This is a genomic window from Kitasatospora sp. NPDC098663, assembly GCF_044760075.1.
GTDB lineage: Bacteria > Actinomycetota > Actinomycetes > Streptomycetales > Streptomycetaceae > Kitasatospora.
The window spans coordinates 73,132-93,973 of sequence record NZ_JBIWAP010000013.1 but is presented as its reverse complement, the minus strand read 5'-3'; the positions used below and the strand labels follow the sequence as shown (position 1 = coordinate 93,973).

17 protein-coding genes are annotated in these 20,842 nt (G+C 72.1%); 8 read left to right on the top strand and 9 right to left on the bottom strand.

Annotated features, from left to right (window positions below):
- Positions 1–190: 190 nt before the first annotated feature.
- The 3 genes from ACIQVZ_RS16655 to ACIQVZ_RS16645 form a co-directional block, all read right to left on the bottom strand.
- Positions 191–841: an AIM24 family protein gene (locus tag ACIQVZ_RS16655; protein ID WP_350879578.1), complete on the bottom strand. Its 651-nt coding sequence runs from the start codon at positions 839–841 to the stop codon at positions 191–193.
- Positions 841–1,479 carry an AIM24 family protein gene (locus ACIQVZ_RS16650; protein ID WP_079135621.1) on the bottom strand — a complete coding sequence of 213 codons (639 nt, stop codon included), beginning with the start codon at positions 1,477–1,479 and terminating at the stop codon, positions 841–843. The genes ACIQVZ_RS16655 and ACIQVZ_RS16650 overlap by 1 nt, the downstream gene beginning before the upstream one ends.
- A gap of 80 nt (positions 1,480–1,559) precedes the next feature.
- On the bottom strand, positions 1,560–2,357 hold the full coding sequence (locus ACIQVZ_RS16645; protein ID WP_350879577.1) for a DUF2127 domain-containing protein: 798 nt from the start codon (positions 2,355–2,357) through the stop codon (positions 1,560–1,562).
- Between the two features lie 314 nt (positions 2,358–2,671).
- On the opposite strand from ACIQVZ_RS16645, the gene ACIQVZ_RS16640 reads away from it, so the two are divergent.
- The gene (locus tag ACIQVZ_RS16640; RefSeq protein ID WP_371517107.1) at positions 2,672–2,983 is read left to right on the top strand and encodes a DUF3817 domain-containing protein; all 312 of its coding nucleotides are present in this window, start codon (positions 2,672–2,674) and stop codon (positions 2,981–2,983) included.
- 104 nt (positions 2,984–3,087) lie between these two features.
- Here the strand turns inward: ACIQVZ_RS16640 and ACIQVZ_RS16635 are convergent, their stop codons facing one another.
- Complete coding sequence (locus ACIQVZ_RS16635) at positions 3,088–4,716, bottom strand: M4 family metallopeptidase (RefSeq protein ID WP_402450606.1); 1,629 nt, start codon at positions 4,714–4,716, stop codon at positions 3,088–3,090.
- A gap of 436 nt (positions 4,717–5,152) precedes the next feature.
- Entirely contained in the window at positions 5,153–6,790 is a 1,638-nt protein-coding gene (locus tag ACIQVZ_RS16630) for a M4 family metallopeptidase (RefSeq protein ID WP_402450603.1), read from the bottom strand.
- A 493-nt stretch (positions 6,791–7,283) separates the two neighbouring features.
- On the opposite strand from ACIQVZ_RS16630, the gene ACIQVZ_RS16625 reads away from it, so the two are divergent.
- From ACIQVZ_RS16625 to ACIQVZ_RS16615, 3 genes are all read left to right on the top strand, one after another.
- The gene (locus tag ACIQVZ_RS16625; protein ID WP_350879573.1) at positions 7,284–7,823 is read left to right on the top strand and encodes a MarR family transcriptional regulator; all 540 of its coding nucleotides are present in this window, start codon (positions 7,284–7,286) and stop codon (positions 7,821–7,823) included.
- A gap of 77 nt (positions 7,824–7,900) precedes the next feature.
- Positions 7,901–8,242: a DUF3817 domain-containing protein gene (locus ACIQVZ_RS16620; protein ID WP_402450600.1), complete on the top strand. Its 342-nt coding sequence runs from the start codon at positions 7,901–7,903 to the stop codon at positions 8,240–8,242.
- A 198-nt stretch (positions 8,243–8,440) separates the two neighbouring features.
- Positions 8,441–10,126, top strand: coding sequence for a methylmalonyl-CoA mutase family protein (locus tag ACIQVZ_RS16615; RefSeq protein WP_350879571.1), 1,686 nt, complete (start codon positions 8,441–8,443; stop codon positions 10,124–10,126).
- Positions 10,127–10,183: 57 nt separating this feature from the next.
- On the opposite strand, the gene ACIQVZ_RS16610 is transcribed toward ACIQVZ_RS16615, so the two are convergent.
- Positions 10,184–10,744 carry a TetR/AcrR family transcriptional regulator gene (locus ACIQVZ_RS16610; RefSeq protein WP_402450727.1) on the bottom strand — a complete coding sequence of 187 codons (561 nt, stop codon included), beginning with the start codon at positions 10,742–10,744 and terminating at the stop codon, positions 10,184–10,186.
- A 494-nt stretch (positions 10,745–11,238) separates the two neighbouring features.
- Between ACIQVZ_RS16610 and ACIQVZ_RS16605 the strand changes: the two genes are divergently transcribed.
- From ACIQVZ_RS16605 to ACIQVZ_RS16590, 4 genes are all read left to right on the top strand, one after another.
- Positions 11,239–12,231, top strand: coding sequence for a tetratricopeptide repeat protein (locus ACIQVZ_RS16605; RefSeq protein WP_402450599.1), 993 nt, complete (start codon positions 11,239–11,241; stop codon positions 12,229–12,231).
- A 719-nt stretch (positions 12,232–12,950) separates the two neighbouring features.
- Positions 12,951–13,613: a DUF6230 family protein gene (locus ACIQVZ_RS16600; RefSeq protein WP_063347768.1), complete on the top strand. Its 663-nt coding sequence runs from the start codon at positions 12,951–12,953 to the stop codon at positions 13,611–13,613.
- A 132-nt stretch (positions 13,614–13,745) separates the two neighbouring features.
- Positions 13,746–14,402: a DUF6114 domain-containing protein gene (locus ACIQVZ_RS16595; protein ID WP_402450597.1), complete on the top strand. Its 657-nt coding sequence runs from the start codon at positions 13,746–13,748 to the stop codon at positions 14,400–14,402.
- Positions 14,399–15,835 carry a hypothetical protein gene (locus tag ACIQVZ_RS16590; protein WP_402450595.1) on the top strand — a complete coding sequence of 479 codons (1,437 nt, stop codon included), beginning with the start codon at positions 14,399–14,401 and terminating at the stop codon, positions 15,833–15,835. Before ACIQVZ_RS16595 ends, ACIQVZ_RS16590 begins: the two co-directional genes overlap by 4 nt.
- Positions 15,836–15,933: 98 nt before the next feature.
- On the opposite strand, the gene pyk is transcribed toward ACIQVZ_RS16590, so the two are convergent.
- The 3 genes from pyk to pta form a co-directional block, all read right to left on the bottom strand.
- The gene (gene pyk, locus ACIQVZ_RS16585; RefSeq protein WP_350884703.1) at positions 15,934–17,361 is read right to left on the bottom strand and encodes a pyruvate kinase; all 1,428 of its coding nucleotides are present in this window, start codon (positions 17,359–17,361) and stop codon (positions 15,934–15,936) included.
- Between the two features lie 94 nt (positions 17,362–17,455).
- A complete protein-coding gene (locus ACIQVZ_RS16580) occupies positions 17,456–18,670 on the bottom strand; it encodes an acetate kinase (protein ID WP_402450593.1) in 1,215 nt (404 codons plus the stop codon).
- Positions 18,667–20,820, bottom strand: a complete 2,154-nt coding sequence (gene pta, locus ACIQVZ_RS16575; protein ID WP_402450592.1) for a phosphate acetyltransferase — start codon at positions 20,818–20,820, stop codon at positions 18,667–18,669. Before pta ends, ACIQVZ_RS16580 begins: the two co-directional genes overlap by 4 nt.
- Positions 20,821–20,842: the final 22 nt, after the last annotated feature.

Sequence of the window (20,842 nt, the reverse complement as noted above, 5' to 3'; positions counted from 1 at the left end):
CCGCCGAACTGCTCCTGGGCGTAGGCCTGTTGGGGCTGCTGCGGGGGAGGTGGCGGCGGGTAGCCGCCCTGCTGGGGGTAGCCCTGCGCGGGCGGCGGCGCGTAGCCCGGCGGGGGAGGGGCGGCGAAGCCGGGCTGGGTCGGCTGGTCGTACGGTGACTGCCCGTACGGGGGCTGCGGCGGGTAGGACATCAGAGCTTCTCCTCGCTCGCCTGGACGTACACCGCGCCCTGTCCGGACAGCTCCAGCTGGAAGGCCTCGCCGGAGCCGCGGCCGATCATGTCGCGCCAGCCCAGCGCCGTGGACAGCTTGTTCTGCACCTGGCCGCGGTGCGCCACGTACGCCTGGGGGTCGACGTGCACCGGCCGGCCCGGGACGATCGGCAGCTCGAAGACGCCGCCGTGCGCCATCACCGCGACCGAGCCCTTGCCGTCCAGCTGGGTGGTGAACAGGCCCTGGCCGGTGACCTGACCGCGGACCATGCCCATCACCCCGCCCTGCGAGCCCATGAACATGGTGGACTGGCGCAGCGTGCCCTCGAAGGCCAGCAGCCGGTCCGCCTCGACGTACAGGGTGTCGCCGGCCAGGTCGATCACGTGCACGTGGTGGCCGCCGTGGCCGAACATCACCCGGCCCTGGCCCTCGACGGTCATCAGCGGGGTGTCCTCGTTGGCCACCCGGCGGCCGATCATCGACATCACGCCGCCCTGCCCGCCGGTGATGTTCGGCGTGAAACGGACGTCCCCGCTGTACGCGAGCATGGCGCCGCGCTGACTGAACAGCCGCTGCCCGGGCAGCACCACGGCCTCGACCATCTTGCCGTTGATCTTCGTGAAGCCCATCAGACGTCGCCCCCGATGGTGACCTTCTCCGACGGCTGCACGTACACCAGGCCCTCTCCGGTGAACTCCACCTGGACGGCCTCGCCGCCGCCCTCGCCGATCACCGTGGTCCAGCCCGCGCCCGACTTCAGGCTGCGGTGCAGGCTGCCGGTGTGCGCCACGTAGGCGCCCGGGTCCACCCGCAGCGGCTGGCCCTGGCCGACCCGCAGGATGATCGCGGGCCCGTTCGAGGTGACGGCGGCCCAGCCGTGGCCCTCCACCTTGGTGGTGAAGAGGCCGTTGCCGGAGGACATGCCGTTGAGTCCGGTGAAGGTGGTGCCGGTGCGCAGCGAGCCCTCCGTGCAGAGCAGGTTGTCCGCCTCGACGAACAGCGTCTCGCCGTTCAGCCGGACCAGGTTGATCTCGGTGGCCTTGTCGGCGAAGTAGCAGGTGCCCTGGCCCTTCACCTCCATGACGGTCATCTGCTCGCCGGTGAGCCGGCGGGCGACCATGCCGCGCAGGCCGTCCCCGCCGCCGGTCAGCTTCTTGAAGCTCATCTGGCCGGTGTAGGCGACCATCGAGCCGTGTCTGGCCTTGACGGCCTCGCCGGCCAACTCGACCGCGAGTACCCGGGATCCCTGGAGTCTGAACTGTGCCACGGCCGCAATCTAGCGGGCGCGGCCGGTGCAGGGGGAGGGGCGGGAGCGGAACTGGTACCGGTCTGCGACAAACGCGCCGGTCACGCCCGCGCGTGCGCCCCCCGGGCGGCGTGCGGGACGGCGCCGGCCGCCTCCTCGACCTCCAGCAGCGAGGCCGAGTGGCGCTCCGCCTCGAAGGCCACCACACCGCCGCGCAGCCCGAACAGCCGCTTGGACAGCATGATCCAGAGCACCGCGGCGATGTTCAGCACCAGCGTGCCGATCTTCACGGCGCTGACGTGCTCGCTCAGCTCGTAGCCCTCCAGCGGCAGGAAGGCGGCGGTGGCCACGACGGTGAGGTACTCGGCCCAGCGCCTGCCCAGCCAGAGGCCGACCGCCTCGACGATCTCGATCAGCGCGTAGGCCACCAGCGCGCCCGCGACGATCAGCAGGGTGCTCTTCTTGTAGTCGAAGGTCTTGCGGATGGTGTCGACGATCGGGGAGTGTTCGAGGTCCCAGTGGAAGTGGTCGGTGACCGGCCGGAAGACCGACAGGTTCTCGTCGAAGACCCGGTGCACGGCGTCCTGGCTGTTGGAGAACTTCCAGACGGCCCAGGCCACGATGATGATCAGCAGGCCGCGCAGCACCCGCTCGACGGCGAGGAAGCGCAGGATGAAGAGGTCCCGCAGCGCCTTGCCGCGCGGCACCAGCGGGGCGTCCTGCGCCGGGCCGGAGCCGTGCGGGGCGCCGAGCGCGAAGTCGCCGCAGCGCAGGCAGCGCCAGGCGTCGCCGAGGGCGGTCGCGGCGTGCAGCCGGGCGGCCAGCTCGGGCTCGGTCGGCGCGTAGGTGGTGTGGCCGCGCTTGGCGCAGGTCCTTCGGTCCCAGTCCCGCTTGAACATGTGGTCGCTACCCCCGGTCGCCCGATGTCTACGGCGCCCGGTGCGTCGGGCGCGGGCAGCAGGATAGGGGCAGCGGGTGACGGGCCGGCGCGACCAGCCGGGTTCTGGCGCACAGCTGTGACACGGACACGACGGCCGTGGCGGGGTCGGGCGCGACGGCCGTGGCGCCGGTGTCGGGCGCGGCGGTTGTGACGTCGGGCACGGTGCCCACCCCGGCCGGGGCTTCGGACAGGTGCTCGGTGATAATGGCCGGAAGGCTTGTGAGTCGCTTCACAAGCAGGCACGCCTCCGACCCCCGTATTGAGGTACCCATCGTGAACAGCAGCGCCGTCCACCGCCTGCGCCTGGTCTCCGGCCCCGAAGGGGTCTCGTTCATCCTGCTGCTGATCTGCTCCGTGCTGAAGCGGACCACGTCCTTCGACGGCGTCCCGGTGATGGGCATGGTCCACGGGATCCTGTTCATCCTGTACGTCGTCTTCTGGATCCAGGCCTGGCAGGCGCAGAAGTGGGACGCCAAGCGCGGCGTGCTGCTGTTCGTCCTCTCGGTGCTGCCGACCGGCGGCTTCTTCGCCGAGCGGATGCTCGCCAAGGAGGAGCGCGGCGAGCTGAAGCCGGCCACCGCGTAGGGACGCGCGCCCGCCACGCGACGGTCGACAGGCTGCCGCGGCCTCCTCTCCCAAAGGGCCGCGGCAGCCTGTCGCCGTTTCTTACCGGGGGTGGCTGGGGGGTACTAGTTGACGTTGACGCCGCTCCACGCGGCCGCCACGGTCTTGTACTCGGTGCTGGTGGCCCCGTACAGGTCGGTCGCGGCCTTCAGGGTCGCCGTGCGGGCGGCCTTGTAGTTGGTGGTGGAGGTCATGTAGACGGTCAGCGCGCGGTACCAGATCGCGGCCGCCTTGGTCCGGCCGATGCCGGTGACCGTCGAGCCGTTGGAGGTCGGGCTGTTGTAGCTGACCCCGTTGACCACCTTGGCGCCGCTGCCCTCGGACAGCAGGTAGAAGAAGTGGTTGGCGATGCCCGAGGAGTAGTGGACGTCGAGGTTGCCGACGCCCGAGTACCACGAGTCCGCGGAGCTGCCGTCCTTGGAGGGCTTGTCCATGTAGCGCAGCGGCTTGCCGTTGCCGAAGATGTTGAGCTTCTCGCCGATCAGGTAGTCCGGCGGGTCCGCGGGCAGGTTGGCCGACCACTCGACCATGGTGCCGAAGATGTCGGAGGTGGCCTCGTTGAGGCCGCCGGACTCGCCGGAGTAGTTGAGGTTCGCCGTGGCGGAGGTGACGCCGTGGGTCATCTCGTGGCCGGAGACGTCGATCGCGGTCAGCGGGTTGGTGTTGCCGGAGCCGTCCCCGTACGTCATGCAGAAGCAGGAGTCGTCCCAGAACGCGTTGACGTAGTTGGAGCCGTAGTGGACGCGGCTGGCGGCGCCGACGCCGTTGTTCTTGATGCCGTTGCGGCCGAAGGTGTTCTTGTAGTAGTCCCAGGTGGCCGCGGCGCCGTACTGGGCGTCCACGGCGGCGGACTCGCGGTTGGAGGCCAGGCCGTTGCCCCAGGAGTTGCTGGTCTTGGCGAACAGCGTGCCGTTGCCCGAGGTGGCGCCCTTGAGGTCGGTGGTGGACTGGCCGCCGCGGGTGGCGTCCTTCAGCGAGTAGGTCGAGCCGCTCTGGGTGGTGGTCAGCGTGACGGTGCCGACGTTGACGCCCTTGCCGGTGCCGGAGGCGGTCTGCACCTGCTCGCGGGTGGACAGCACCTCGCCGGTGGCGGCGTCGGTGACGACCTGCTGGCTGCTCGGGGTGCCGTCGGCCCGCTCGCCGTGGACCACCGTGCGGTGGGCCAGCCGCGGCGCGCCGTCGGCCGCCCACACCACCAGCTCGGCCGCGCCCGCGCCGTCGACCCGGCTGAGCGCCGCCTCGTCCTCGTCGGCGGCCGTCCCGACGGTCGCCCGCACCGCGGCGGTGGCCCGCTCGGCCGCCTGCCCGGCGGCGAGGCCCGGGGCCAGGCTCGGGAGCGACAGGCTGCCGTCGAAGGCCCGGTCGACCGAGTCCACCGAGCCGTCGGCGCGCTGGTGGACGACCAGGTCGCCGCCGAGCACCGGCAGGCCGGCGTAGGTCCGCTCGTAGCGCAGGTGGCGTTCGCCGTTGGCGTCCGCGACGACGTCCTTGACCACCAGCCGCTCCTGGCCGCCGAGGGCCAGGGCCTGGGCGACCGGGCTGCTCTGCCCGGCGGCCACCGCGAGCAGCGCGGCGCGCTGCTGCTCCGGCGACGGGGCGGCGGCCTGGGCGGCGGGGACGATGGCGATCTGGATCACGCCGGCGAGCAGGGCGGTGGCGGAGAGTATGGCGCCGGCTGTCAGCTTTCGCTTCACGTGCGGGGGTTCCTTCCACGAAACCGCGTGTGCGCGCGGTTGCGCCGCGTACCGGGGCGCCGGGGTTGGCGCCGTGGGGCGGTAGGGCGCGGACGTGCTGCTCCCGTGCGGTACCTGACGATCCGTCGACGGGTGGGGGTGACGGATGTCGGACGGGGCTTGGGCAGAAGCATGACAATCGATGGCAGGAAATGACAGAGCACGGACAGGGATTGGCCGGGATCCGCCAGTGCTGGTGCGGATGGTTCGGCTGCCGCCCGGTGCCCGCTACGGGCGGTTCGTCCGGCTGGCAGGACTTCGCCACCCGGGGAGCGGAGCGGGCGGGAGACCGGGCACGCGGGGGAGCGGGCGTGCGGGGGAGCGGGCGCGCGGACGCCCGGGGCCGCCCTTCGCGGAGGCCCCGGACGTCCTGTCACCGTGCGCCGTGCGCCGTGCGTCAGTTGACGTTGACCCCGCTCCACGCCGCCGCGACCGCCTTGTACTCGGCGCTGGTGGCGCCGTACAGGTCGGAGGCGGCCTTCAGGGTGCCGGTGCGGGCACTCGCGTAGTTGGTGGTGGAGGTGAAGTAGACGGTCAGCGCGCGGTACCAGATCTGCGCGGCCTTGTCGCGGCCGATGCCGGTGACCGCCGAGCCGTTGGAGGTCGGGCTGTTGTAGCTGAAGCCGTTGATGCTCTTCGCGCCGCTGCCCTCGGACAGCAGGTAGAAGAAGTGGTTGGCGATGCCCGAGGAGTAGTGGACGTCGAGGTTGCCGACGCCCGAGTACCAGGAGTCCGCCGAGGCGCCGTCCTTGCTGGGCTTGTCCATGTAGCGCAGCGGGGTGCCGTCGCCGTTCAGGTTGATCAGCTCGCCGATCCAGTAGTTCGGCGGGTTGGAGGGCAGGTTGGCGTAGAACTCGACCATCGTGCCGAAGATGTCGGAGGTGGCCTCGTTGAGGCCGCCGGACTCGCCGGAGTAGTTGAGGTTCGCCGTGGCGGAGGTGACGCCGTGGCTCATCTCGTGGCCGGCCACGTCGATCTCGGTGAGCGGGTGGGTGTTGCCGCTGCCGTCGCCGTAGGACATGCAGAAGCAGGCGTCGCTCCAGAACGCGTTCACGTAGTTGGAGCCGTAGTGGACGCGGCTGGTCGCGCCGACGCCGTTGTTCTTGATGCCGTTGCGGCCGAAGGTGTTCTTGTAGAAGTCCCAGGTGGCGGCCGCGCCGTACTGGGCGTCCACGGCGGCGGACTCGCTGTTGGAGGCCAGGCCGTTGCCGAAGGCGTTGGTCGAGTTGGCGACCAGCGTGCCGGTGCCGGAGGTCTTGTTCTTCAGGTTGACGGTCGACTGGCCGCCGCGCGTGGCGTCCTTCAGCTGGTACGAGGTGCCGCTCTGGGTGGTGGTCAGCGGGACGTTGCCGACGAAGACGCCCTTGCCGGTGCCGGAGGCGGTCTGCACCTGCTCGTGGGTGGACAGCACCTGGCCGGTGGCGGCGTCGGTGACCAGCAGCTGGCTGCTGGGGGTGCCGTCGGCGCGCACGCCCTCGACGGTGGTGCGGTACGCCAGGCGCGGGTTGCCGTCGCTCGCCCAGACCACCAGCTCGGCCTTGCCGGTCTGGTGCACGGCCGCCAGCGGGGACTCGTCCTTGTCCGCGGCGACGCCGACGGTGGCCTGGACGGCGCCGGTGGCCTGCGCGGCGGCCTTGTCGGCCGGGATCTGCGGGGCCAGGCTCGACAGGCTCAGCTGCGCGGAGACCGCCTTGTCGACCGACTCCACCGCGCCGCGGGCGCTCTGGTGGACGACCAGGTCGCCGCCGAGCACCGGCAGGCCGGCGTAGGTGCGCTCGAAGCGCAGGTGCCGGGTGCCGTCCTTGTCCACCACGGCGTCCTTCGCCACCAGCTGCTCCTGGCCGCCGAGGGCGAGGGCCTTCGCCAGCGGGCCGGACTGGCCGCCCGCCAGGGCGAGCGCCGCCGCGTGCTGCTCGGCGGCCTGCGCCTGCGCCGCGGGGATCGGGCTGGCCTGGGCGGCGGTGCTCACCTGGACGACGCCGGTGAGCAGGGCGGTGGCGGAGAGTACGGCGACTGCTGCGAGCTTTCGCTTCACGGACGAGTCCTTCCGGGTAACCGCGTGTGGGCGGTCGCACCGCGTCCCGGGGGCCGGGGTCGGCACCTGAGGGGCGGGACGGGCGCTGACGTGCTGGCCCCGTGCGGTCGAGCGGCTGGCCACCGGTGGGTGGGGGTGGTGGCTACCGGACGGGGTTGGCGGAAAGCATGACAATCGAGCAAATCAAATGACAGGTCTTGCTCATGAATTGGCCAAGTCCCGCCAGCCGGAGGGATTGTGAACGGGCGGACAAAAGGTGCGAATCACCCGGCCTTTCAGCGGGTTACCATCCGAACCGAGGCCTGATAGTGCGGCTGCGGACCGATCGGCCGTCAACTCCGCCGCGCCCCGGTCCCGTTGCCCCGCATTCACACCGGTGCAACGTCCTGGTATGGACCTGACAGCCCTTTTGGCGGGTTCCCGCCACGCATCGCGCTTGTCCACCATCAGGACGGCTGGTAGCGCCCGACCCGTCCGCCGGTACGGTAAGGAGGTGCCCAAGCCCCTAGCCCTCGACTTCGACCCGATCGCCCGCGCCGACGAGCTCTGGACCCGCCGCTGGGGCGGGGTTCCCCCGATGGCGGCGATCACCTCGATCATGCGAGCCCACCAGATCCTGCTCTCCCGGGTCGACGCGGTGCTCAAGCCGTACGGGCTGACCTTCGCCCGGTACGAGGCGCTGGTGCTGCTGACCTTCAGCCGGACCGGCGAGCTCTCGCTGTCCAAGATCGGCGAGCGGCTCATGGTCCACCCGACCAGCGTCACCAACACCGTCGACCGGCTGGAGCGGGCCGGCCTGGTCGCCCGCCGCCCCAACCCGCTGGACGGCCGCGGCGTGCTCGCCGCGATCACCGGCCGCGGCCGCGAGACGGTCGAGGAGGCCACCCGGGAACTCATGGCGATGGAGTTCGGGCTGGAGGAGTACGACACCGAGCAGTGTCGGCAGGTGTTCGAACTGCTCAGGCCGCTGCGGATCGCCGCCGGCGACTTCACCGACGAGCGCGGCGAGGGGGCTGCGCGGGAGCGGCCGTGAGGACGGTTACCCTCGTGTGAGCGGTGCGCGGATCCGGGCGTACCGGTCGATCCCTGCCGAACGAGGCGATGAAGAGTATGAAGGCGACCCCCCTGCTGGGCTGGTACCGGGCCCTGGCCATTGCGACCGGTGTGGCCCTGCTGGTGTTCTGCGGCTTCATGGTCGCGAAGTACGGCTTCGACGCGGCCGAGGACCTGACCACGTACGTCGCGATGCTGCACGGCTACCTGTACATCGGGTACTTCGTGGTGACCTTCCTGCTCGGGCAGAAGCTGAAGTGGCCGCTCGGCCGGATGATCCTGACCCTGGCCGCCGGCTGCATCCCGTTCGCGTCCTTCGTCTTCGAGCGCAAGGTGGTCCGCGAGGCCGCCGAGCGGCTCCCGGTCGGCGCCGACGCCCGCCAGCCCGCCGGCGTCTGATCCGACGCCCCGGCGAGTGCCCCTTCCCCCGCGGGGGAAGGGGCACTGCGCGTTTCCGGCCCCGGAGAGGGCGGCCCCCGGCGTTTCGCCCCCGGCATCCATCGACAGCTGCTAGGACGTCCGAGTAAATTAGTAGGACGTCCTAATAGCTGTGCCGCCCCGGTGCCGTGGCGGCCGTACGGAGCGGAGTTCGGGGTCATGGACGCCGAGGAGATCGAGCGCGGACGGCAGCGCTGGCAGCAGCGGTACGACAGCGCCCGCAAGCGGGACGCGGACTTCACCACCCTGTCCGGCGACGAGGTCGAGCCGGCGTACGGTCCCGCCCCCGGGCAGGCCGTCGAGGGCTTCGAACGGATCGGCTGGCCGGGTGAGTACCCCTTCACCCGCGGGCTGCACCCCACCGGCTACCGGGGCCGCACCTGGACCATCCGCCAGTTCGCCGGCTTCGGCAACGCGCAGCAGACCAACGAGCGCTACCGGATGATCCTGGAGGCGGGCGGCGGCGGCCTCTCGGTCGCCTTCGACATGCCCACCCTGATGGGCTACGACTCCGACGACGCCAAGTCGCTCGGTGAGGTGGGCCACTGCGGCGTCGCCATCGACTCGGCCGCCGACATGGAGGTGCTGTTCAACGGCATCCCGCTCGGCGAGGTCACCACCTCGATGACGATCAGCGGCCCGGCCGTCCCGATCTTCTGCATGTACCTGGTCGCCGCCGAGCGCCAGGGCGTCGACCCGGCGGTGCTCAACGGCACCCTGCAGACGGACATCTTCAAGGAGTACATCGCCCAGAAGGAGTGGCTCTTCGCCCCCGAGCCGCACCTGCGGCTGATCGGCGACCTGATGGCGTACTGCGCCCAGGGCATCCCCGCGTACAAGCCGCTGTCCGTCTCCGGCTACCACATCCGCGAGGCCGGGGCGACGGCCGCGCAGGAGCTCGCGTACACCCTCGCCGACGGCTTCGCCTACGTCGAGCTGGGCCTGTCCCGGGGCCTGGACGTGGACGTCTTCGCGCCCGGCCTGTCCTTCTTCTTCGACGCGCACCTGGACTTCTTCGAGGAGATCGCCAAGTTCCGCGCCGCGCGCCGGATCTGGGCCCGCTGGATGCGCGACCGCTTCGGCGCCAAGACCGACAAGGCGCAGTGGCTGCGCTTCCACACCCAGACCGCCGGCGTCTCGCTGACCGCGCAGCAGCCGTACAACAACGTGGTCCGCACCGCCGTGGAGGCGCTGTCCGCGGTGCTCGGCGGCACCAACTCGCTGCACACCAACGCCCTGGACGAGACCCTGGCGCTGCCCTCCGAGCAGGCCGCCGAGATCGCCCTGCGCACCCAGCAGGTGCTGATGGAGGAGACCGGCGTCGCCAACGTGGCCGACCCGCTGGGCGGTTCCTGGTACGTCGAGGCGCTCACCGACCGGATCGAGCAGCAGGCCGAGGCGATCTTCCAGCGGATCCTCGACAAGGGCCGCGAGGACCACGGGATCGGCCCGATCACCTCCGGCATCCTGCGCGGGATCGAGGAGGGCTGGTTCACCGGCGAGATCGCCGAGGCGGCCTTCCAGTACCAGCAGTCGGTGGAGAAGGGGGACAAGCGCGTGGTCGGCGTCAACTGCCACCCCCGCAGCGTCACCCCCGAACTGGAGATCCTCCGGGTCAGCCACGAGGTCGAACGCGAGCAGGTGCGGGTGCTGCGCGAGCGCAAGGAGGCCCGGGACGAGGCGGCGGTGCGGGCCGGGCTGGACGCCATGCTGGCGGCCGCGCGCTCGGGCGAGTCGATGATCCCGCCGATGCTGGACGCGGTGCGCGCCGAGGCGACCCTGGGCGAGATCTGCAACGCGCTGCGCGAGGAGTGGGGGACGTACCGGGAGAACGCGTCCTTCTAGGACGTGCCGGTGGGCCGCCCCGTACGGAGCTCCGTGCGGGGCGGCTTCGTCGTACCCTCAGTCGCCCAGCAGGCTGGGGAAGGGGCCGAGCAGCAGGTTGGTGAAGCGGCGGGTCCAGTCGGCGGTGATCGGCTCGCCGCTGACCAGGACGCGGTGCTCGACCGTCCCGGCGATGGTGTCGAAGATGATGTCGATCTCCTCGCAGGCCGTCCGCGGGTCGGCGTCCGGGGCGAGTTCGCCGCGCGCCTGGGCGGCCGCCCGGCCCTGCCGGACCAGGCGCTTCTGCGGGTCGACGATGGCCTCCCGGATCCGGCGGCGCAGGTGCGGGTCGCGGGTGCCCTCGGCGAACAGCGCGAGCAGTGCGGCCTGGGTCTCGGGGCGGGCCAGCAGGTCGGCGAACTGGGCGACCACCGCCTCGATGTCGGCCCGCAGGCTGCCGAGGTCGGGCATCACCAGGTCGTCGAAGAGGCTGGCGACGGCGTCCACCACGAGTTCGTTCTTGGACGGCCAGCGGCGGTAGAGGGTGGTCTTGGCGACCTTGGCGCGGGTCGCGACGTGGCCCATGGTCAGCCCGCCCCAGCCGAGTTCGGCGAGGGCCTCGCGGGTGGCGTCGAGGATGGCGCGGTCGGCGGCGGCGCTGCGCGGGCGGCCCTTGGCCCTGGTCGCGGCACCCGCCGAGGGGGCGGGGCCGTCCGCGGTCTCCGGGCCCGTGACGTCCGGGTTCGCGGGGGGCTGGGGGGCCGGCAACCGGGCCTCCTTGCGCTCTACTGGTGAGTAACATGGGTGGGGCTGGTAACGGTAGCGGCTGTTCGCCCGTTCGGGCAGCCGGGCCGCCCCGGAAAGTGGGGCAGGTCACGTCGCGGAACCGCCGGTGGGGCTTGCGGCCGGGACCCCGGCTCCAGTTACGCTACGACTCGTAGCGAAAGCAGTGACAACCAGGCGCCGCACCCGTGGGACGGGGCGGCGCGGGCGCGGGTGGGGATCCGCGCCGAACGGTTCAGGCTACCGGGGGAGGGCCACCGCGCCCGGGAATCCGCGCCGCGCGGCCCGTGCGGGGCGACTTTCCGGAGGTTGGTTGCCCGCAGGCGGCGCGGACGGGGGAGGATGGTGCCATGCAGCCACGGAATTCGCGTCTCAACAGCTCCGCCCTGCGCGGTGCGGTCGACCTCGCCGCAGTGAAGGCAGCCGGCGAGGCTGCCCAGAAGGCCGAGCAGGCCAGGGTCGAGCGGGCCCGCCAGGCGGCCGCCGACGAAGCGGCCGGAGTCGCCCCCGCGCAGTCCGCCTACGCGCTCGTCATCGACGTCACCGAGGACACCTTCGAGGCCGAGGTCGTCCAGCGCTCCACCGAAGTGCCGGTCGTCATCGACTTCTGGGCCGAGTGGTGCGGCCCCTGCAAGCAGCTCAGCCCGATCCTGGAGGGCCTGGCCGAGGAGTACGCCGGCCGGTTCGTGCTCGCCAAGATCGACGTGGACGCCAACCCGCTGATCTCCCAGCAGTTCGGCATCCAGGGCATCCCGGCCGTGATGGCCGTGGTGGCCGGCCAGCTGGTGCCGCTGTTCCAGGGCGCCGAGAGCGCGGCCAACGTCCGCAAGGTGCTGGACCAGCTGATCCTGGTCGCCGAGCAGCGCTTCGGCGTGGTCGGCGGCGCCGGGGTCCCGGGCGAGGCGCCGGACGCCGCCCCGCAGCGGCCGGAGGACCCGGCCCTGGCCGCCGCGCACGACGCGCTGGACAGCGGCGACCTGGGCGGCGCCGTCCAGGCCTACCGGAACGTTCTGGCCGACCAGCCGGGCAACACCGAGGCCAGGCTGGGCCTCGCCCAGGCCGAACTGCTGCAGCGGATCGAGAGCGTGGACCCGCAGGCCGTCCGCGCCGCGGCCGCGGCCGACCCGAAGGACGTCGAGGCCCAGCTGCGGGCGGCCGACCTGGACCTGGTGGGCGGTCACGTCGAGGACGCCTTCGGCCGGCTGGTGGATACCGTCGGCCGGACCGCCGGTGAGGACCGGGACGCCGCCCGGCTGCGCCTGCTGGAGCTCTTCGAGGTGATCGGCCCGGAGGATCCGCGGGTCACCGCGGCCCGCACCGCGCTGGCGCGCGTGCTGTTCTGACGCCGCCTCCGGTCCTGGCCCGGGCGGTCCCGGGTGGGTCCTGGCACGGCGAATGACCTGCGGTGTCGCCGGGTGATTTGGCGACAATCCGGTCAACCGGACAGAGGTTTACCAAATCTTGACAACACCCGTGGACAGTCACACTTGGTGACTGTCCACGGGTGTTTCGTTCGTGTTTCCGGCGGATTTCTTCGTCACGTTTCCTTCATGGCGTCACACACGGTGCATGCTGCGCCGATTCCGTGGTCAATGCCACCGGGTGTTGCATTACCCGTCAGTAAGGAACCTCTTGTGCTTCGCCCGGGATTCGAGCACGATCGGCGACGCCCGGTCCCTGACTCCACACCCTCCGATCCGGTCGGCCACGTGGAGCACGGGATCCCCACCGGGTGATCCGCCGGCCCCGGTCGGCGGTAGGGAGGGCAGGGGGGTATCCGCGGTCCCACGGCGGTTCCTGTCCTTCGACCGGCCGCGCGGCCCTGCGCGGTCGCTGGTTGTCGCTCGGGGGTGATCGCCGATGTCGTCGGTCCTGCCCGCCGCCCCGCAAGGACGGCCGGTGGAGGGACGGGAGTGCCGCTGTGTGCCGGCCGCTCCCGCGTCCGACGACGCCCAAGGCGCTCTCCGCTACCGAGGACGTAGCTCTCTCCCATCCCAGTCCCCCACCGGTGCGGGCGCGCCGCCGGGGAGCCGGAGATGTACGTCCTAGAAGGAGGACTCGCATGTCCCAGACCTACGGCAAGACCCGCTGGAAGCGCTTCGCGCTGGTGATGGTGCCGAGCATCGCGGCCACCGCGATGGTCGGCGCCGCCATGGCCAACAACGCGCTGGCGGCTTCGTTCAGCGTCTCCGGCCAGAGCTTCAAGGTCACCACGCCGGAGCTGCACGGCAAGAACTTCGCCCAGTTCGGCTCGATCGACGCCGAGGTGAACGGCACTCCGCACCCGGTCGCCGTCTCGGCCTTCGACGAGGCCACCATCAAGGGCCTCTGCCAGTCGGTGGTGACCGACCCCAACGTCATCCCCGGCCTGCCGTGGAAGCTGCCCAAGATCGTCCTTCGCCTGGAGGCGGGCAACAGCGACGACGTCAAGAAGCAGGTCTACGCCAAGAACCTGCTGATCGACCTCGACCAGCTGAACGCGGACGCCGAGTTCACCAACATCAACATCGGCCAGGACGCCTCGACCCTCAAGGGCGAGGCCACCCAGGGCTGGAAGTCCAAGCTCGGCGGCCTGCCGTCCGGCGCGACCGGCTTCGCCCAGGCCGCCGACAAGGCCGACCTGTACAACGTGCAGCAGACCGCCTGGGCCACCTCGGCCGGCACCTTCAAGCTCCCCGGCCTGAAGCTCGCGCTGCACACCGACGGCACCGGCGAGTGCTACTAGGCCGTTGACGGGCGGCGGACCGGGCCCGGTCCGCCGCCCCGACGGCACCTGTGGGACCGGTGGCGGCGCGTGCGCCGCCACCGGATCCCGTGTCTCGTCCATCCCTCGTTCACACCATCGAGGAGCTGCACCGTGTCCAGCGCCCTTGCCTCATTCCGGCCCGCCGAGCACGAGAACCCCGTCCAGTGGCTGCGCCGGGTGTTCCGTACCTTCCGTCGGACGCGGCCGTACTACGGCGGCCTGCTGGCCATGATCGCCGGCGTCCCGATCATGTACTTCCCGTACGCCAAGCTCTCGTTGGGCGGCATGACGGTGGCCATGGCCACCACGGCGGGCGCCGGATCGCTGATCATCGGCGTGCTGCTGATCGTGCTCGGGCTGACCGCGTGGTTCCAGCCGACCGTGCGGGTCTTCGCGGGGGTCGCCACCACCCTGCTGACGCTGGTCTCGATCCCGGTCTCCAACCTGGCCGGGTTCGGCCTGGCGCTGCTGCCGGGGCTGATCGGCGGCGGTCTGATGGCGTCCTGGGCGCCGCTGCCGGAGCCGAAGGCGGCCAAGACCGCCGTCGCCGCGAGCGTCGCCACCGAGGCCCCCGCCACCGAGGCCCCCGCTGCCGAGGCCCCCGCACTTGGGACCCCGGCCGCCGAGGCCGCCGTCGGCGAGAGCGCGGTCGTCGTCGAGAGCGTCGCCACCGAGCCCGCGGCGGCCGAAGCGCCCACCGCGAAGCTGCCCGCACAGGCCGCGTCGAACGAGCAGGCCGCCGCCGTGGACCCGAAGGAGGCGCGGTGAGCGCGTCGGACGACCAACCGCAGCGCGCCGGTCGACACGCGGCGCCGCGCACGCCCGTCCGGGTCCGGCTGAGAGGCCGCGCGCTGGCGATGGCCGCGGTGCCGACGGCACTGCTGATGGCCGCCGCGTACACCCCGAACCCGGCCGTCGCCGAGTCCACGGCGGGCAAGCCCTGCGGGACCGCGCCCGCCACCGTGCCGGACGTCGCGCCGCTGGAGACGCCCGTCCCCAAGAGCGAGCTGCCCGAGCCGCCGCCCGGCCCGTCCACGGTGCCCCCCACCGCGCCCTCGACGGGGGCTTCGACGGGGCCGAGCGCGATCCCCACCCGGACGCCGACCGGCGCGCCCACCCAGCAGCCCTCCGCGCCGGCCGGTACGCCGAGCGACGGCGCGACCCCGACCGGCACGGCCGGCACCCCGGCGACCACGCCGCCGGCCGCCCGCTCCGCCGCCCCCGGCGGTTCGGACACGGTCCACCAGGCCGGGCTGATCGGCGACGTCCTGGGCGGCGTCAACCACCTGCTGGACCCGGGTGGTTCACCGAGCCCGACGCCGAGCGCCAAGTCGACCGGCACCCCCGCGCCGGCCACCACCCAGGCCCCCGCACCGGCCGTCCCGGCCCCGCGCGCCGACACGCCGGTCCAGCCGCAGGCCCCGACGACCGGGGCCCCGGCCGACGGGCCGCCCGGCACCCCGCCGCCCGCCGCCGGCAGCGGCGAGCAGACCCCGGCGGGCGACCAGGCCTCGCCCGCCGCGCCGGCCTCCGCCACCAGCGGCCCGGCCGGCGGTACGACGGGGAAGCCGAGCGGCAAGGCGAGCCCGAAGACGGCCTCCGCCACCCCGTCCGGGACCGCCGCCGAGATCCCGTCGTCCTCGCCGAGCGCCAACCCCAACTGCGCGGTGGACACCAGCGGTCTGAGCGCCGGCGCGCCCGCCACCGGGGACGTCGTCCCGCAGCAGAACTGGACGCTGGCGACCAGCAGGCTGGCGTTGCACGGCGCGGCCTTCCACGGCGTCTACGACGTGCGGACCCCGACCGGCACCAAGCGGGTGCTGAAGTTCGTGGTGGACAGCGTCGACATCGACAACCTCGACATGTCGACGTTGCAGGGCAACGGCAAGACCTTCCACGTGAAGGGCGCCCCCGGCTCGACCTCGACCATGCGCAAGGGCCCGGTCACGATGTACGTGGAGCGGCTGTCCGGCCACCTCTCCAAGGTGCTCGGCCTGCCGATCCCGATCGACCTGGGCGAGATCACCCTCACCCCGGACACTCTGCCGCGCTGGCTGTACGACCTGATCGGTTCGATCCCGATCCCGCTGGACCTGGAGCTGACCGGGGTCACCGCCAAGCAGGCCGGCCAGTTCGGCGGCACGCTGACCATCCCCGGCATGCGCCTGTTCAACGACGACGCGCCCTACAGCGACAAGTAGGCGACCGGCGGACGCGCCACGGCGGCGACGTCGCGAGAACGCCCGTGGGGCGGCCCTCCAGCGGAGGACCGCCCCACGGGCGGCGGTGCCACGGGGTGTTACTCGCCCCGGGTGCCCAGGTGGTGCACCTGGACCATGTTGGTGTTGCCGGGGATGCCGGGGGGCGAGCCGGCGGTGACGATGACGGTCGCGCCCTCGGCGAGCTTGCCCATGCGCAGCAGCTCCCGGTCGACCTGGGCGACCATCTCGTCGGTGGACCCGACCTGCTCGGTGACGTGCGCCTCGACGCCCCAGCTCAGCGAGAGCTGGTTGCGGGTGGCGACGTCCGGGGTGAACGCGACCACCGGGATCGGCGAACGGTAGCGGGACAGGCGGCGGGCGGTGTCACCGGACTTGGTGAACGCGACCAGCGCCTGGCCGTTCAGGAAGTCGCCCAGCTCGCACGCGGCGCGGGCGATCGAGCCGCCCTGGGTGCGCGGCTTGCGGCCCGGGTTGAGCGGCTGGAGGCCCTGGGACAGCAGCTCCTCCTCGGCCTTCTCGGCGATCCGGCTCATGGTGCGGACGGTCTCGATCGGGTACTTGCCGACGCTCGACTCGGCGGACAGCATGACCGCGTCGGTGCCGTCCAGGATGGCGTTGGCGACGTCGGAGACCTCGGCGCGGGTGGGGCGCGAGGCGTGGATCATCGACTCCATCATCTGGGTGGCGACGATGACGGGCTTGGCGTTGCGGCGGGCCAGCGTGATCAGCTGCTTCTGGACCAGCGGCACCCGCTCCAGCGGGTACTCGACGGCCAGGTCGCCGCGGGCGACCATGATGGCGTCGAAGGCGAGGACGATCTCCTCCATGGCCTCGACGGCCTGCGGCTTCTCGATCTTGGCGATGACCGGCACGCGGATGCCGACCTCGTCCATGACCTCGTGGACGTCCTTGATGTCGTCCGCGTTGCGGACGAAGGACAGGGCGATCATGTCGACGCCCAGGCGCAGCGAGAAGCGCAGGTCGTCCTTGTCCTTCTCGGACAGGGCGGGCACGTTCACGGCCGCGCCGGGCAGGTTGATGCCCTTGTTGTTCGAGAGCACGCCGCCCTCGATCACCACGGTCTTCACCCGCGGGCCGTCGACGCTGACGACCTCCAGGGCGATGACGCCGTCGTTGATCAGGATCGGGTCGCCGGGCTTGACGTCGCCGGGCAGGCCCTTGTAGGTGGTGCCGCAGATGTGCTGGTCACCGGGGACGTCCTCGGTGGTGATGGTGAACTCGTCGCCGTTGTCGACGGTCACCGGGCCGTTGGCGAAGGTCGCCAGACGGATCTTGGGACCCTGGAGGTCGGCCAGGACGCCGATGGCCTTGCCGGTGTCCTCCGAGACCTGGCGGACCTTGCGGTACCGCTCCTCGTGGTCCGCGTGGTTGCCGTGGCTCATGTTCAGTCGGGCGACGTTCATGCCCGCCTCGACGATGGCCTTCAGCTGTTCGTAGGAGTCCGTCGCCGGACCCAGGGTGCAGACAATTTTCGCTCGGCGCATATGGATCAGTCTATCCGTTCGTGTTATAGGTGCATTCGGCACGAATCGAGAGGAATCGCCGACGAAGGATTCCGAGGGGCGAGACGGCGGCCGGTCAGTTCCCGGGCCGCCGGTGCACCAGGGCGAAGGCCTGCCGGGCGATCTCCAGTTCCTCGTCGGTGGGCACCACGGCGACCGCCACCCGGGCGTACGCGGGCGAGATGATCCGGGCCTCGCCGGAGCGCACCGAGTTCAGCTCGGGGTCGACCGCGATGCCCAGTTCGTCCAGCCCGGCGGTGGCCGCCGCGCGCACCGGCGCCGCGTTCTCCCCGACGCCCGCGGTGAACGCGATCGCGTCCACCCGGCCGAGCACGGCGTAGTAGCCGCCGATGTACTTGCGCAGCCGGTGGATGTACGCGTCGAAGGCGAGCTTCGCGTCGGCGTCCCCGGCCCCGGCCCGGCGCATGATCTCGCGCATGTCGTTGTCGCCGCACAGGCCGCGCAGACCGCTGCGGCGGTTGAGCAGGTCGTCGATCTCGTCGATCGACAGCCCGCCCACCCGGTGCAGGTGGAACACCACACCGGCGTCGATGTCGCCCGAGCGGGTGCCCATGACCAGGCCCTCCAGCGGGGTCAGGCCCATCGAGGTGTCCAGGCAGCGACCGCCGGCGACCGCCGAGGCGGAGGCGCCGTTGCCCAGGTGCAGCACGATCACGTTCACCTCGGCCGGGTCCTTGCCGAGCAGCCGGGCGGTGGCCCGCGAGACGTACTGGTGCGAGGTGCCGTGGAAGCCGTAGCGGCGCACCCGGTGCTCGTCGGCCACGGCCTTGTCGATCGCGTACCGGGCCGAGAACTCGGGCATCGAGGCGTGGAAGGCGGTGTCGAAGACGGCCACCTGGGGGAGGTCCGGGCGCAGCGCGCGGGCCACCTCGATGCCGGTGATGTTGGCCGGGTTGTGCAGCGGCGCGACCGGGATCAGCCGGCGGATCTCCTTGAGCACGTCGTCGGTGACCACGGTCGGCTCGGTGAACCGCTTGCCGCCGTGCACCACCCGGTGGCCGATCGCGGCCAGCTCGGGGGAGTCCAGCCCGAGGCCGTCGGCGGCCAGCTCCTCGGCGACGGCCTTCAGGGCGGCGGAGTGGTCCGGGAAGAGCTGCGGCAGCTCGCGCGGCCCGCCCGAGTGCGGGGTGTGCACCAGCCGCCCGCCGGGCTCGCCGATCCGCTCCACCAGGCCGGAGGCCAGCCGGGTGCCGTCCAGCATGTCGATCAGCTGGTACTTCACCGACGAGGAGCCGGCGTTCAGGACGAGAACGCGCGTTCCTTCGCTCATGCCTTCGACTCCTTCTCGTCCTGGGCCTGGATGGCGGTGATCGCGACGGTGTTGACGATGTCCTGGACCAGCGCGCCGCGCGAGAGGTCGTTGACGGGCTTGCGCAGGCCCTGGAGGACGGGGCCGACCGCCACCGCGCCCGCCGAGCGCTGGACCGCCTTGTAGGTGTTGTTGCCGGTGTTGAGGTCCGGGAAGATCAGCACGGTCGCCCGGCCCGCCACCGCGGAGCCCGGCAGCTTGGTGGCCGCGACGTGGGCGTCCACCGCCGCGTCGTACTGGATCGGGCCCTCGACCAGGATGTCCGGCCGCAGCTCGCGGACCAGTTCGGTGGCCTTGCGGACCTTGTCGACGTCCGCGCCGGACCCGGAGGTGCCGGTCGAGTACGAGAGCATCGCGACCCGCGGCTCCACCCCGAACTGGGCGGCGGTGGCGGCGGACTGGATCGCGATGTCGGCCAGCTGCTGGGCGTCCGGGTCGGGGTTGACCGCGCAGTCGCCGTACACCAGCACCTTGTCGGCCAGGCACATGAAGAAGACGCTCGACACGATGGCCGCGCCCGGCGAGGTCTTGATCACCTCGAAGGCGGGCCGGATGGTCGCGGCGGTGGAGTGCACCGCGCCGGAGACCATGCCGTCCGCGATGCCCTCCTGGACCATCAGGGTGCCGAAGTACGAGACGTCGGTGACCACGTCCAGCGCCAGCTCGACGGTCATCCCCTTGTGGGCGCGCAGCCGGGCGTACAGCTCGGCGAACTGGCGGCGCAGCGGGCTGGTGGTCGGGTCGACGATCCGGACCTGGGCGCGGTCGCCGCCCGACTGCTCCTGCGGGAGGTCGATGCCGAGGCCCGCGGCCTTGCGGCGCACCGCGTCGGCCTCGCCGAGCAGGGTGAGGTCGCAGATGTTGCGGCGCAGCAGGATCTCGGCCGCGCGCAGCACCCGCTCCTCGGTGCTCTCCGGCAGGACGACGTGCCGCCGGCTCGCCCGGGCCCGCTCCAGCAGCTCGTGCTCGAACATCATCGGGGTGACGCGCTCGGACCGGCCGACCTCGATCAGGTTGGTCAACTCGGCCGTGTCGACGTGCAGTTCGAACAGTCCGAGGGCGATCTCGGCCTTCCGCGGACTGGCCGCGGTGAGCTTGCCCTCCAGGTGGGTGAGGGTCGCGGCGGTCGGCCAGCTGCCCTCCGGGACGACCGCGACCGGGGTGCCGGGGGCGAGCCGGGCGGCCAGTGCCATCACGTTCGGGCCGGGGTGCTGGCCGAGCGTCAGCAGCACGCCGGCGATCGGCGGGGCACCGGCGGCGTGCGCGGCCAGTGAGCCGATCACCAGGTCGGCGCGGTCCCCGGGGGTGACGACCAGGGCGCCCTCGGTCAGGGCGTCCAGGAAGGTGGGCAGCATGGCGCCGCCGAAGACGAAGCCGCGGACGTCCCGGGCCAGGCCGGCGGCGTCCCCGAGCAGGACCTCGGCGCCGGTCGTCTCGACCAGCTGGGCGACGGTCGGCGCGGCCAGCGCCGGCTCCTCCGGGATGACGTAGGCGGGGATCGGCAGCTTCTCGGTGAGCTTGCGCTGGATCCGCTGCTTGGCACCCGGGGCGACCCGGTTGGCGATCATCGCCAGGGTCTCGCAGCCCAGGTCGGTGAACGCCCGGTGGGCGTTGCGGACCTCGGCGATGACGGCCTCCGGGTCCTCGGCGTGCCCGCCGACCACCGGCAGCACGGCGGCGCCGAACTCGTTGGCCAGCCGGGCGTTGAAGGCCAGCTCGTCCGGGATGTTGGTGTCGGCGAAGTCGGTGCCGAGCACCAGCACCGCCTGGCAGCGCCGCTCCAGCGCGCGGAAGCGGTCGACCAGGGCGGAGACCAGCTCGTCCTGCCCGTGGGCGGCCTGCAGCGCGGCGGCCTCCTCGTAGCTGAGCCCGTACAGCTCGGAACTCGGCAGGTCGATCCGGTACCGGCCGCGCAGCAGCTCCACCACGTGGTCCGAGCCCGGCGCGCCCCCGGCCCGGTGGCCGGGAGGCGCCCCCACGGGCGCGTGCACCAGCGGCCGGAACACCCCGACCCGGTCCACCTGGCGGGTGAGCAGTTCCATGACCCCGAGTTCGACCGCCTGTCGGCCGTCCCCCCGGTCGATACCGGTCACGTACACGCTGCGCGCCACGTGGGTGTCTCCGTCCCGTCGT